This is a genomic window from Rhizobium sp. AP16 (assembly GCF_000281735.1).
Taxonomy (GTDB): domain Bacteria; phylum Pseudomonadota; class Alphaproteobacteria; order Rhizobiales; family Rhizobiaceae; genus Rhizobium; species Rhizobium rhizogenes.
On record NZ_AJVM01000034.1, the window covers coordinates 1 to 12,438 of the forward strand.

At 62.1% G+C, this 12,438-nt stretch carries 9 protein-coding genes; 3 read left to right on the top strand and 6 right to left on the bottom strand.

What is annotated here, in order from left to right; translation table 11 throughout:
- On the bottom strand, positions 1-5,027 hold a 5,027-nt coding region (locus PMI03_RS13350; RefSeq protein WP_039973954.1), incomplete at its 3' end, for an alpha-2-macroglobulin family protein.
- 284 nt (positions 5,028-5,311) lie between these two features.
- Positions 5,312-6,307, bottom strand: coding sequence for an aldo/keto reductase (locus PMI03_RS13355; RefSeq protein WP_007693956.1), 996 nt, complete (start codon positions 6,305-6,307; stop codon positions 5,312-5,314).
- Positions 6,308-6,444: 137 nt separating this feature from the next.
- On the opposite strand from PMI03_RS13355, the gene PMI03_RS13360 reads away from it, so the two are divergent.
- Entirely contained in the window at positions 6,445-7,338 is an 894-nt protein-coding gene (locus PMI03_RS13360; protein WP_007693958.1) for a LysR family transcriptional regulator, read from the top strand.
- 99 nt (positions 7,339-7,437) lie between these two features.
- A complete protein-coding gene (locus tag PMI03_RS13365) occupies positions 7,438-8,055 on the top strand; it encodes a hypothetical protein (protein ID WP_007693962.1) in 618 nt (205 codons plus the stop codon).
- Here PMI03_RS13365 and PMI03_RS13370 read toward each other — a convergent pair.
- The 4 genes from PMI03_RS13370 to PMI03_RS13385 form a co-directional block, all read right to left on the bottom strand.
- Positions 8,045-8,488 carry a GNAT family N-acetyltransferase gene (locus PMI03_RS13370; RefSeq protein ID WP_007693964.1) on the bottom strand — a complete coding sequence of 148 codons (444 nt, stop codon included), beginning with the start codon at positions 8,486-8,488 and terminating at the stop codon, positions 8,045-8,047. The two genes, PMI03_RS13365 and PMI03_RS13370, sit on opposite strands and share 11 nt — an antisense overlap.
- A gap of 14 nt (positions 8,489-8,502) precedes the next feature.
- Positions 8,503-9,453 (bottom strand): aldo/keto reductase, encoded by a 951-nt coding sequence (locus tag PMI03_RS13375; protein WP_007693966.1) that lies wholly within the window; start codon positions 9,451-9,453, stop codon positions 8,503-8,505.
- Positions 9,454-9,559: 106 nt separating this feature from the next.
- Positions 9,560-10,558 carry a GlxA family transcriptional regulator gene (locus PMI03_RS13380; RefSeq protein ID WP_007693967.1) on the bottom strand — a complete coding sequence of 333 codons (999 nt, stop codon included), beginning with the start codon at positions 10,556-10,558 and terminating at the stop codon, positions 9,560-9,562.
- Positions 10,555-11,127 (bottom strand): isochorismatase family protein, encoded by a 573-nt coding sequence (locus tag PMI03_RS13385; RefSeq protein ID WP_007693970.1) that lies wholly within the window; start codon positions 11,125-11,127, stop codon positions 10,555-10,557. The genes PMI03_RS13380 and PMI03_RS13385 overlap by 4 nt, the downstream gene beginning before the upstream one ends.
- 316 nt (positions 11,128-11,443) lie before the next feature.
- Here PMI03_RS13385 and PMI03_RS13390 point away from each other — a divergent pair, with 316 nt between their 5' ends.
- The gene (locus tag PMI03_RS13390) at positions 11,444-12,430 is read left to right on the top strand and encodes a Gfo/Idh/MocA family protein (protein ID WP_007693972.1); all 987 of its coding nucleotides are present in this window, start codon (positions 11,444-11,446) and stop codon (positions 12,428-12,430) included.
- The last annotated feature ends 8 nt before the right edge of the window (positions 12,431-12,438 follow it).

Consider the following 12,438-nt stretch of genomic DNA (forward strand, 5'->3'; position numbering starts at 1 on the left):
CCCCCAGCCAATGGCTGGCGGGTGGTGTTGGTAACGGTCAGCGGATGACCGATCAGGGCGTCGCCGCTCATCTGCGCCATATAGGTGCCGGTATGGGCAGCGCCGTTGACATCGAGCGTCAGGCCGTCATCGCCGTTCTGCAGCGCGCGGGCGGCAAGCAGCATCCAGGTCTGTTCCTGGGTGCTGGTATAGATCTTGTTCTTCCATTCGTTGGCGACGACGGTCGACAGTTCCGGAACGATCGGCGGCACGGGGCGGCTTTCGGCCGCCAGCGCTAGCACGGCCGCACCGTCACGCAGCGACGAGCCGTAGTCCGAGCGGGCGAAGCTGACCTTCGTCACCACCGCCTGCTGCGACATCTGCAGCGAGTCGACGAAGATGTTGCGCGAACGCTGGGCATCGCCATAGAGCGCAAGGGCGGCCGCCAGATGTGCCTTGGAGAGCGGCGTCGGGAAGTCATTCAGCATCGTATCGGCGTAGTAGCGAAGATCGCTGATCGAAGCCTTCTTGTTGCGGGCAAGCACATAGAGCGCATAGGCGATCTCGTTGCCGTTATCCTTGACGTTGGTGTTGGCGCTGAGCGCGTTCTGCAGGTTTTCCAATGCCTGCGCCATGGCCTGATCCGGCACCGTGTATTTCTGCTCGCGGGCGCGGGTCAGGAAATCAGTGACATAGGCGTCGAGCCAGAGATCGCCGGAGCCCGGACCCCAAAGGCCGAAGCTGCCGGTGGAGGACTGGTAGGACATTTCGCGATAGATCGAGTCCTGAACGCGTTGGCGGATTTCCGTGTCGTCGGCCAGGCCGTTCTTGATGGCCAGATCACTGAAATAGAGCAGCGGCATCGCGCTGCTGGCCGTCTGCTCGGCGCAGCCATAGGGATAGTGGCTGAGGCTCATCAACAAGGCCGGCACGTCAAAGGCGCCGGAGCGGCTGACATTGACGCTGACCGAAGCGCCGGGCAGCACGCTGTCGGCGAGCAGGTCGGCATTGATGGTCAGGCTCTTTCCAGGCGCCAGCGAGACGAGCCGCCGTTCGGTCACCGGCAATTGTGCCGGGCGGACGGGGAGGTCAAGAGATTGATCGAGCGACAGTCCGGAAGCGCCGGACAGGTTGATCGAAACCGTGCCGGCCCCCGGCTGTCCTCCGGTCAAGGGCAGGGTGATGTCGTATTTGCCGCCCGGCTGCAGATTGATCGTCTGCTGGGTGGCGCTGGCATCGACGGTGACCGCCGCATTGCCGGTAACCGCCAGTTTGTAGTCGCCGGCGGGGGCATCGGTATTGGCGATATCCAGCCGCAGATTGGCCTTGTCCCCCGGCGCGAGGAACCTCGGCAGGCTGGCGGTGACGACGACCGGATCGCGGATGATGACATCCTGCGTCGCATGCCCGACACCGGCCTTCGACCAGGCAACCGCCATCAGGCGCGCCGTGCCGTTAAACTGCGGAATGTCGAAGCTGATATTGGCCTTGCCGTCGGCATCGAGCTTGACCGGGCCGGAGAAGAAGGCGACCAGCTTTTGTGTCGGCGGGCTCGCCGCCAGACCCGCCTGTCCACCGTCGCCGCCGGTGCGCAGCTTGCCGGTCGCGCCGAGCGAGCCATCGATCAGGCGGCCGTAGATGTCGCGGATTTCAAGTCCGAGCTGGCGCTGGCCATAATACCAGTCGTCCGGTGCCGGCGGCTCGTAACGCGTGAGGTTGAGAATGCCGACGTCGACAGCGGCAAGCGTCACATAGGCATCCTCGTTCGCACCTGCTCCGGTCACCTGCACGGCAATGTTCAGCGGTTGGCGCGGCAGCGTCTTTGGCGGCGCATCGAGCTTGACCTGCAGCTTGCGTTCGCCGGGATCGACTGCCGCCCATTTGATGCCGATGGCGCGCATCGGCATGCGGCTTTCCTGCGCTTCGCCGGGTCGGAAGAGGGTGGCGGTCAGATAGGTGCCAGCACCCCAATCGGCGGTGACGGGAATATCGACTTCGCCGCCGGTGGCGCCGATATCGGCATTGGCAACCGAAATCAGCGTTTCGGAGCCGGCCGTCACCATCAACTGGCCGGCATAGCGCGAGGTCACCTTGAGCTTTGCCGTATCGCCGACATGATAGCTGCTCTTGTCGAGCGCCACTTCCAGCGCGTCCGGAGTTTCGGTCGAGGTCGAGGCGACATACCAGCCGGCATTGAACTCGACGCTGGATTCCGGGCCGTTCGTATCTGCTGTGTCCACTTCCAGCCGGTAGCGGCCCCAGGTGACGGGCACGGAGATTTCCGCGCCGTCAGTGGTGGCGTTGATCGTGCCGGTTGCGACCTGCTTGGTCGAGGTGATGGGTTCGTATTTCCAGCTATTGCCGTCGCGATACCATTGATAGTCGCGCTCGACGCTGAGCAGCTTCCAGGTCAGGCCCTGCATGGCCTGCTTCTGGCCGTTCTGGTCGATTGCGATGACATGGAAGGCGCCGAGGGAATTCTCACCGAGATCGCCGTCGAATTCCGGCTTGATGCCGATGCGCGGCCCATCTGCCCTGACCGGCAGCGTCAGCGAGCGCTCGACGGCGCGGCCGCCGGCTTCCTGCATCCGTACGGTGATGTCGGCGTTGAGCAATTGCGTGGTCGAGGGGGTGTCGTTGATGGTGACGTCGAAGGTCGTCTTGCCATCTTCGTCCAGCGCTTGCAGGTCCTCGAGCGGCACCTGCGAGCTCTCGGCCTTGTTGTCGCTGCTGCTGCTATCGCTGTCGTCGCTGGCATTTTGCCCGGCGCCCTCGTCGGCGAGGCCGAACTGATAGCCCTTGTAATCGTCGCTCTGGCGCGTCGGCTTCAGCGTCACTTCGCCTTCCAGGCTGAGACCGGCGGCTGGCGCACCATAGAGATAGCGCCCTTCGATGTTGACCGGCGTCGGCTTGCCGACTTCGATCGCCTTGGCGTCGCTCTTCATGTCGAATTCGGTGCGATCCGGCACGAAGTCGTCGACGAGGAAGGTTTGCGAGCCGATCGAGGAACCCTTCGGATCGGTATAGATGTTCATCGTCCAGCTGCCGCGCATCGCCGTCTGCTGCAGCGGCAGGTCAACATTATAGCCGCCGAGCTTGCCGCCGTCGGTAACGATGCGGCGATCCTCGACGCCGTCGGGGCGCAGGAAGACGAAGGTGAGCGGCAGGTTCTCGACCGCCACGGAGCTGATGTCACGCGCGAGCGCCGAGGCATGCACCGTCTCGCCGACACGGTAGATGCCGCGTTCGGTCCAGGCGGTAAGGTCGATCGCGCCCGGCGCGGTGCGGCCAGCGACGCCACGGTCGGAAAGATCGAAGCCGGCGCGGGTCATGTCGAGGAAGACATAGTCCTGATCGCCGTTCTGAGCGGTGATGACGGCCGGCGTCATGCCGGCGGTGCCGCGCATCAGGCCGGCGCTGAAGGTGGCGCGGCCATTGGCATCGGTCTTGGCGGTGCCGAGGATTTCGTTGTTTTTGGCGAGCAGTTGCAGCTCGACGCCGGCGGTCGGCTTGGCGCTGCCGAGCGAGCGGGTGAACACGTTCAGCCCATCCGTGCCGGCATAGGTGGTGATGCCGATATCGGAAACCACGAACCATTGCGTCGCCTGCGAATCCCACTCCTGGACGCTGCTATTCGGCGCGACGGCGGTCAGCACATAGACACCGGGCTTGCGCTTCGGCAGGGCTTCGTCGATCGGGAAGCTGGTGACGACATCCTTGTTCAGGTTCTGCTGGATCTCGATCGAACCCTGCCAGACCAGTTCGCCGCTGGTGTCCTGAATGGTCTGGGCGCCATAGCCGCTCATCTGCGTCAGGAATTGCGAATTATTCAGCAGTTGGGCAATGTTGCGGTCGCCGATGCGGTAGAGTTTCAGATTGGCCGTGGCGGTGTTGACCGAGACGATCGGGATGCCGCGGCGCGCGGTCGACGGCAGCACGAAATTGTCGCCGGTGAAGCGGATCGAAGCCGAGCGGTCCTTGACGTAGATGTCGACATTGACCTGCGTGGCGAGATCCTCATCGACGGAGGAGGGCAGGCCGGGGCGCAGCGAAATCCTGTAGCGCTGGCCGAAGTCGAGGCCTTCGACGCAAATCTGGTTGTCCTTGGCATCGACGCCCTTGGGGGCGGCGCCATTGACGGTGACGAAGGGGGTGTAATCGACGCCGCTCTTCACCAGTTTTTCGGAGAACTGCACGCAGGCGCGCGGCGAGGCGTTGTCGTTATCCAGCGTGTTGCCGGAAACGCGGAAACCCTGGCGGGCCTTCAGGTCGTCATAGGCGGCCTGGACCGCGGCGGAACTCGTGAGCGCGAGGCTCGCCTTATAGGCGCTCAATGCCTGGCGGTAGTTCTGCGCATTTTGCAGCGAGGTTGCGAGCACGGCGAGTGCATCGGCGCGGCTCGAGGTCGTGCGGGAGAGCTGATAGCCGTTGAGCGCGGCATAGGCTGCCTGGGTTGCAAGTGATGTGTCGTTGGTCGTCGTATTGGCGGCGCGCGCCATCTCGATCCAGAGATCGCCATTGTCCGGCGTGAGCAACAAGGCACCCTGGAAAGCGTTCAGCGCGTTGTTGACATTGCCGGAGGTAATCTCGATGCGGCCAAGCGCGATCAGGCTTTCAACGCCTTGCCCCTTCAGCTCGGCGCCGAGCGTCAGCCGGCTTTTCGCATCGCGTGCGCTCTGGATGAAATTGTCGGAGAGGAAGGAAAGCGCGGGTGCCGCGCCGATATCCGGCTCACTGGCGGCGGCCGTCTCGACGATCTTGCCGGCGATGGCGCCTGCCACAGTGTTGAGCTGGTTAAAATCGGACTTCAGGAAGCACCATTTCACCTTGGGATTATAGGTGAAGGCCTTGCACGATTTGTCGCCGATGCAGGACGTCGAGCATTGGTCGAGCGTCACGTTCTGCTCGGTGCGCAGGTCGAAACCGTAGTAGTCGCCGTCCTGCGTGGTGACCACTTGTCGCTTGGTGTCGGCAGCCCCTGCCGGCATCAATGTGGTGAAAGTAGCGAGAAGAAAAGCGGAAAGCCCGATAAACGCGCGCATAGACATAAGTCCTCCCCAACGCTGCCGTTTTTGATTGGCCGCACTCTTCAAACTTCAGGTTGGTTTGTCAACCAAGCGTGGAGAAGTGAATGTGCGGTTTACGACTATGACGATCTATCTGGTGCACGAAATGATACGGACAAGGTGTGGCGCTCGTAGGATATGCTTTCACGGATACGAATTCTATCCCACGCTCCGCCGCATCGGTGCTGCCGCATAAAAGAAAAGACATCGGCCCGGAAACCGATGTCCTTATTACATGGTTGCATGTCGGATGCTTGACGACGTTGTCAGATATTCGTCATCGCCAGCGAAGCCTCGGTATATCGTTTTCCGGCTACCTTTTCGAGCGGCATGATATCGCTCAGCGCCTGCACTTCGGCAGCCGAAAGCCTGATGTCGGCGGCTGCCGCGTTTTGTTCGAGATGGTGCAGTTTGCGGGCACCGGGGATCGGCACGATATCGTCGCCCTGATGCAGGACCCAGGCGAGCGCCAGCTGCGCGGCCGTGACGCCCTTGTCCTTGGCGAGGGATTCGAGCTTGGCGACGAGGGCGGCGTTGGCGTCGAAGTTCTCATCCTGGAAGCGCGGCAGGCTGCGGCGGAAATCGTCCGTGGCAAGATCGTCCACCTTGCTGATCGCGCCGGTCAGGAAGCCACGGCCAAGCGGGCTGTAGGGCACGAAGCCGATGCCGAGTTCGCGGCAGACGGCAAGCACATCTTCTTCCGGGTCGCGGGTCCAGAGCGAATATTCGCTCTGCAGCGCGGCGATCGGGTGCACCGCATGGGCGCGGCGGATGGTGGCGGCTCCCGCTTCCGAAAGGCCGAGCGCGCGCACCTTGCCTTCCTTCACCAGATCCGCCATGGCGCCGACCGTATCCTCGATCGGTACATTCGGATCGACGCGGTGCTGGTAGAACAGGTCGATGACATCGGTGCCGAGCCGCTTCAGCGATGCTTCGGCCACCTCCTTCACATGTTCCGGCCGGCTGTCGACACCGACCATCGATGCCAGGCCCGACTTTGTCAGATCGAGCTTGAAGCCGAACTTGGTGGCGATGACGACGCGGTCGCGGACCGGCTTCAGCGCCCGGCCGAGCAACACTTCATTGGTAAAGGGGCCGTAGGTCTCGGCGGTATCGAAAAAGGTGACGCCAAGATCGACGGCGCGATGCAGCGTCTTCACCGATTCATTCTCGTCGGAAGCACCATAGCCGAAGCTCATGCCCATGCAGCCGAGGCCGACGGCGGAAACGGTGAGATCCTGTCCGAGTTTGCGGGTTTTCATTGTCGTATTCCTCTTGAACTTTGTTGCGTTCGGCGCCGACCAGGCTGGCCGTTCGTGTTGACGAGAGGAACGTAGGCTCCTCGATAATGAATGAAAATCCGTGCAAACTCTAACAGGCTGTTCTATCATTTAGATCAATGAACAGAACCCAGCTCTCTCAATTGGCGGTTCTTGCTGCCGTCGCCGCCCATCGCAGCTTCCGTGCCGCCGGCAAGGAATTGTCGATTGCGCCCTCTGCCGTCAGCCATGCCATCTCCAGCCTGGAAGAGAGCCTTGGCGTGCGGCTGCTTGCTCGCACCACCCGCAGCGTCTTGCCGACGGAGGAGGGCCAGACGCTGCTGGACCGACTGGCGCCGGCTCTGGAGCAAATCGATATCGCGCTGGAGGATACGCTGGCCATGCGCGGCCGCCCGGCGGGCAATTTGCGCATCACCGCGCCGCGCTTCGCCTCCGATCTGCTGATGGCGCCACGGCTCGGCGATTTCCTCAATACCTATCCCGACATCACGCTGGAGATCGCCAATGAGGATGGTTTCAGCGATATCGTCAAGGAAGGCTTCGATGCCGGCATCCGGCTGGAGGAGAGCGTCGAGGGGGACATGATCGCGGTGAAGGTATCACCCGACATCCGCACGGTCATCGCCGGATCTCCGGCCTATTTCGAGAACAATCCTAGGCCGTTGCACCCGCGTGATCTCGTCCATCACCGCTGCATCAAGCGGCGTTTTACCGATGGGTCGATCTATCGCTGGGAGTTCGAGAAGGATGGCCGCGAGCTGATCGTCGCCGTCGACGGCCCCTTGATCGTCATCGAGGACCGGCTCGCGGTTCTGGCGGCAGTCAACGGCGCCGGCCTCTCCTATCTGTTCGACATACGCGTAAAGCAGGAACTGGCGGACGGCAGCCTGATCCGCGTGCTGGAGGACTGGTGCCCGCCTTATCCCGGCTTCTGCATCTATTATCCCAGCCGCCGCCAGATGCGCCCGGCGCTGAGAGCCTTCATCGATTTCTTCAAATACACCGGGCCGTGAGGTGAGCAGCGGGAAAATCCGCTGCTGACGGAATCGGGTGGTGGTTCGCAGTAAAAATGTCTGAACTCGCCGTACGAACCGAGACAAGGATTGCAGAGGATGAAAAAGCCGGGATCGATGAAGGGCTTGGAGGAACTCGGACGCGTCAGGCTGTCGAAGAATTTCTTCTTCCGCGACTTCCTGCATTCGGAGATCGCCGATTTCTACCGCATTCCCAATATCCCCGAGGATCCTGATCTCGCGATCGAGAGCGGCCGCAGGCTTTGCGAGGAACTGCTGGAGCCGCTGGAGGCCACCTTCGGTCGGCTGCATATCCGCTCCGGCTATCGCGCCCCTGATGTCAATGCCTTCGGCAACAGGAACGGGCTGAACTGCTCGACCAATCCTCACACCGCCGCCCATCACATTTGGGACATGCGCGATCTGGACGACTGCATGGGCGCCGCCGTCTGCGTCGTCGTGCCGTGGCTGATCGATCATTGCCACGAGGAGGGAGATTGGCGGAAGCTGGCCTGGTGGATCCACGATCACCTGCCCTATGCCTCGCTCTGCTTCTTCCCGAAACTATGGGCCTTCAACATCCAGTGGCACGAGCGGCCGATGCGAACCATCCAGAGCTATGTCAGCCCGCGCGGCATGCTGACCAAGAGGGGCATGGCGAACTGGGAAGGCGATCATTCGGCTCTCTACGAAGGGCTGCCAAAGCTTAGAACTTGATGCGGTAACGAATGAGCCCATCGCTCTTGATGTAGCTGTCATAGAGCTTGCGGGCCGTGGCGTTGTCCTCTTCGGTGTGCCAATAGAGCCGCGCCCAGCCATTCCCCTTGCAAAGCGAGACGAGATCGTCGAGCAACGCTCGGCCGACGCCCTGGCCGCGTGTGCTTTCGTCGACGAAGAGGTCCTCGAGATAGCATTCCGGTTCTCTGATCCATGTGCTCTCATGCGTCAGGCACAGTGCGAAACCCGTGACCTCACCATCGACCTCGGCGACGCGCATGAACATGGCGGACACCGGATCGAATATCCGGCGCCATGTCATGTCGGTGATATCGGGCGCGACGTCGGCGCGATAGAAGGCGAGATATCCGGCCCAAAGCTTGCGCCAGCGGGTTTCGTCTTCAGGCTTGGCGTCGCGCACGACCACGGTCATCGGTTCGTCCTTGTCTATTCGCCGGCCTTGTCGAGCAGGGCCATGGCCTCGTCGGAAAGCTTGAGCTTCGCCGAATTGATCAGCGCGTCAAGCTGGCCGAGGCTGGTGGCGCTGGCGATCGGGGCGGTGACGCCTCGTTTGCGCAGCAGCCAGGCAAGCGCGACTTCGGCTGGCTTCGAGCCGGTTTCGTCGGAAACCTTGTCGAGAGCTGCAAGAATGCGCAGGCCCTTGTCGTCAAGATAGGCAGCCACTCGGTTTTCGCGCGCCCGTCCCTCGGTATCAGCCTTGGTGCGGTATTTGCCGGTGAGGAAGCCGGCGGCGAGGCTGAAATAGGTGATGACGCCGATGTCTTCTCGCACGCAGAGATCCGCCAGCGGCCCTTCGAAGCTGTCGCGCGCATAGAGGTTATATTCCGGTTGCAGCACGTCGTAGCGCGGCAGGCCTGTCTTGGCGGCGGCATCGAGGGAAGCCTGCAACTGCTCGGCGTTAAGGTTGGAGCAGCCGACATGGCGGATCTTGCCCTGTTCCTTCAGCTTGGCATAGGCGCTGAGTGATTCCTCATGCGGCGTTTCCGGGTCCGGCCAGTGCGACAGATAGAGGTCGATATAGTCTGTCTGCAGCCGCTTCAGCGAAGCGTCGACCGCCTGGAGGATATAATCGGCCTTCAGGCCCTTCTTGTCCGGCCCCATGTCCGAGCCGACCTTGGTGATGATGATGGCCTTGTCGCGGGCGATGCCGCTCTGCTTCAGCCACTTGCCGATGATCTCCTCGGAATCGCCGCCCTTGTTGCCGGGAACCCAGCGGGAATAGACGTCGGCGGTGTCGATCGTGTTGAAGCCGGCGTCGAAGAAGGCGTCGAGCAGGGCATAGGAGGTTTTCTCATCGGCCGTCCAGCCGAAGACATTGCCGCCGAAAACGATCGGGGCGACGAAAAGATCGGTACGTCCAAGCTTGCGCAGGTCCATGATACATCTCCAAATCACTTGAGTGGGAAGCTGGCGTCAGAGGCGCCAGCGGGGAGGGACAAGGCAGGCTACCGCCGAGGCCAGCGAAATTCCACTAACGATTTCTTTATTCGGCTGCGGATCGCCGGTAGTGGCTGGGCGGCAGTTCGTTGTATTTCGACCAGACTCGCCGCATGTGCCGCGGCGAGGCGAAGCCGGATTTTTCCGCCACGCGCTCCATGTCCATACGCGAATTGGTCAGCACGTCGCGGGCAAGGGTGACGCGCATCAGATTGACATAGGCGGTCACCGACAGGCCGGCATGCTCCTGGAACAGCCGGGATATATGCCGCGCGCTCATCGCGCCAATCCGGGCAAGTTCGGACAGCGACCAGCCATGAGCGGGGTCGGCCATGATTGCGTCCTGTACGCGGTGAATGGCGGGATGGACATGGTTTCGGCCGCTGAGCCAGGGCGAAAGCTGCGGTTCGGCGCCGGTGCGGCGCATATAGACGACCATGTGGCGGGCGATCGTCAAGGCCGTTACCGGCGAGGTGAGTTTCGAGGCGATATGCAGCATCAGGTCCGTGCCGGTGGAAATGCCAGCGCTGGAATAGCGCTCGCGATCCTCGACATAGAGCCTATTGTCGAGAACCCGCGCGGTCGGGGCATAGTGCCGGACCTCTTCGATGCAGGCCGCATGCGTCGTGCAGGCATGGCCCTCGAGCAGGCCGGCGCGGGCGGCGAGCACGGCGCCGGAGCAGATGGTGACGAGCGTGATGCCGGGGCGGATGGCCGTCTTCAGCCAGGCGGTGAGAATATCCAATTCCGGTTCGACATCATCGGCGTCAGACGGCGGCGTGACGCTGCCGGAGACGACGACATAGGCTCCGTCGGGAATACGATCCGGCAGCGGCGACAGTTCGGCAAGCAGCAGTCCGACCGACGTCGTCTGCGTCGGCCGGGCGGCGATAAAGCGATAGTCGAACAGGACGTCATCCTGTTCGACATTGGCGCGGCGCAGAACCTCCATCGGCCCGGCGACATCCATCAGCAGCGTATAGGGCGGCAGGACGACATAGACCGGAATGATGCGGCGATGGACGTGTCTGTCGCCTTGGTTCATGCGGCGCTCCTGAGCGCCGTCGAGGCAAGCGCGTCTTCGACCGTCGCGATGCGGGCGAAACGGCCGGCCAATACGAGTTCGGTGCGCTTCTTGATGTCATCGGCGCTGAAGACCGTGCCCGACGCATGCGTCATCGGGAAGGTTAACGTCGCCTCGGTGACGTAGTCGACGGCATAGCCGAGATCGGAGGCATGGCGCGTCGTGGTTTCGCAGCATTGCTCGGTGCGGATGCCGGAAACGATCAGCTTGCGGATGCCGTTTTCCACCAGCCAGACATCGAGACCCGAGCCGACCAGCGCGGAATGGCGATGCTTGTGGAAGACGGCGTCAGCGTCGAGCGTGATCTCGTCGAGCTTGCGGACATAGCCGCTCTTCAGGCTGAAATGCTCGTCGCCATCGCCGTCGACATGAAAAATCTGCACGACGGGAATGTCACGCGCCTTGGCGCCGTCGATCAGCGCCTGCAAGCGGCTGGTGAAGGCGGGCAGGTCGTCCGTTTGCCAGTAGGGACGCTGGCGGAAGGATTCCTGGACATCGATAACCAGCAGGGCGGTGTTGGCATGGGACATTTTCGTATCTCCTGTGTTTGAAGGATAGCCGAAGTTAGATCCCAATAGATAGCCAGGAAAGCCAGGTGTCGGACAAAATGAGGACAAATTCGGCCATCCATACTTTCGGAGCTTTTGCATGTTTTTGGCGGCGCGTCGTTCCAAGCCGTTGCGCCGTCGCTAAGGGCCGAATAAGGTCCACCCCGGTTTCATCCGAGCGATGACGCCTCCCTCGTTTCGCTCCGCCCATCAATGTCATAGGATCCCAGCCGAAAGCCGCGCCGCGTTTGACGCCCTGCGGACCGTCGCTTCGGGATCATCTTCCAGGAGGAAAATCATGTTGCGTTTCGGAATCTTGTCGACGGCGAAGATTGGCCGCGATCTGGTCGTGCCCGCCATTCAGGATGCGGAGAATTGCGTGGTGACGGCGGTCGCCAGCCGCGATCTCGCCCGCGCAAGGCAGATGGCGGATCGCTTCTCCGTGCCGCATGCTTTTGGCTCCTACGAGGAGATGCTGGCCTCCGACAAGATCGATGCCGTCTATATTCCGCTGCCGACGGCGCAGCATGTCGAGTGGACGATCAAGGCGGCGGACGCCGGCAAGCATGTGCTCTGCGAAAAACCGATCGCGCTGAAGGCCGAGGAGATCGACAGCCTGATCGCCGCCCGCGACCGCAACAAAGTATTGGTGAGCGAAGCCTATATGGTGACCTATGCGCCGGTCTGGCGGAAGGTGCGCTCGCTTCTGGCGGATGGCGCCATCGGCCGCCTGCGCCATATCCAGGGCGCCTTCACCTATTTCAACCGTGATGCCGGCAACATGCGCAACATCCCGGCGCTCGGCGGCGGCGGTCTGCCCGATATCGGCGTCTATCCGACGATATCAGCCCGTTTCGTCACCGGCCGCGAGCCCTTGCGCATCCAGGCGGTCACCGAGCGCGATCCGGAATTCGGCACGGACATCTATTCCAGGGTCAAGGCCGACTTCGGTGATTTCGATATGAGCTTCTATGTCTCGACGCAGATGGCTAACCGCCAGGTCATGGTCTTCCATGGCACGGAAGGCTTCATCGAGGTGAAGTCCCCCTTCAATGCCGACCGTTATGGCGCCGAAGAGCTGGAATTGACCAATCGCAGCCACACGGAATCGCAGATTTTCCGCTTCCCCGACAGCCGCCAGTACAGGCGTGAAGCAGAAGCCTTCGCGTCCGCCGCTCTCGGCAAGGAGGCCGAAGTTGTGTCGCTCGAAAGCTCCAAGCTCAATCAGAAGGTCATAGACGCCATCTATCGCGCCAGCGAAAAGGACGGCTGGGAACCGATCTGACCGGGATC

Bases quoted from the DNA above. Each gene is read 5' to 3' on its own strand.
- PMI03_RS13355 (WP_007693956.1), bottom strand. From the start codon at position 6,307: ATGAAAACCCGCAAACTCGGACAGGATCTCACCGTTTCCGCCGTCGGC.
- PMI03_RS13360 (WP_007693958.1), top strand. From the start codon at position 6,445: ATGAACAGAACCCAGCTCTCTCAATTGGCGGTTCTTGCTGCCGTCGCC.
- PMI03_RS13365 (WP_007693962.1), top strand. From the start codon at position 7,438: ATGAAAAAGCCGGGATCGATGAAGGGCTTGGAGGAACTCGGACGCGTC.
- PMI03_RS13370 (WP_007693964.1), bottom strand. From the start codon at position 8,488: ATGACCGTGGTCGTGCGCGACGCCAAGCCTGAAGACGAAACCCGCTGG.
- PMI03_RS13375 (WP_007693966.1), bottom strand. From the start codon at position 9,453: ATGGACCTGCGCAAGCTTGGACGTACCGATCTTTTCGTCGCCCCGATC.
- PMI03_RS13380 (WP_007693967.1), bottom strand. From the start codon at position 10,558: ATGAACCAAGGCGACAGACACGTCCATCGCCGCATCATTCCGGTCTAT.
- PMI03_RS13385 (WP_007693970.1), bottom strand. From the start codon at position 11,127: ATGTCCCATGCCAACACCGCCCTGCTGGTTATCGATGTCCAGGAATCC.
- PMI03_RS13390 (WP_007693972.1), top strand. From the start codon at position 11,444: ATGTTGCGTTTCGGAATCTTGTCGACGGCGAAGATTGGCCGCGATCTG.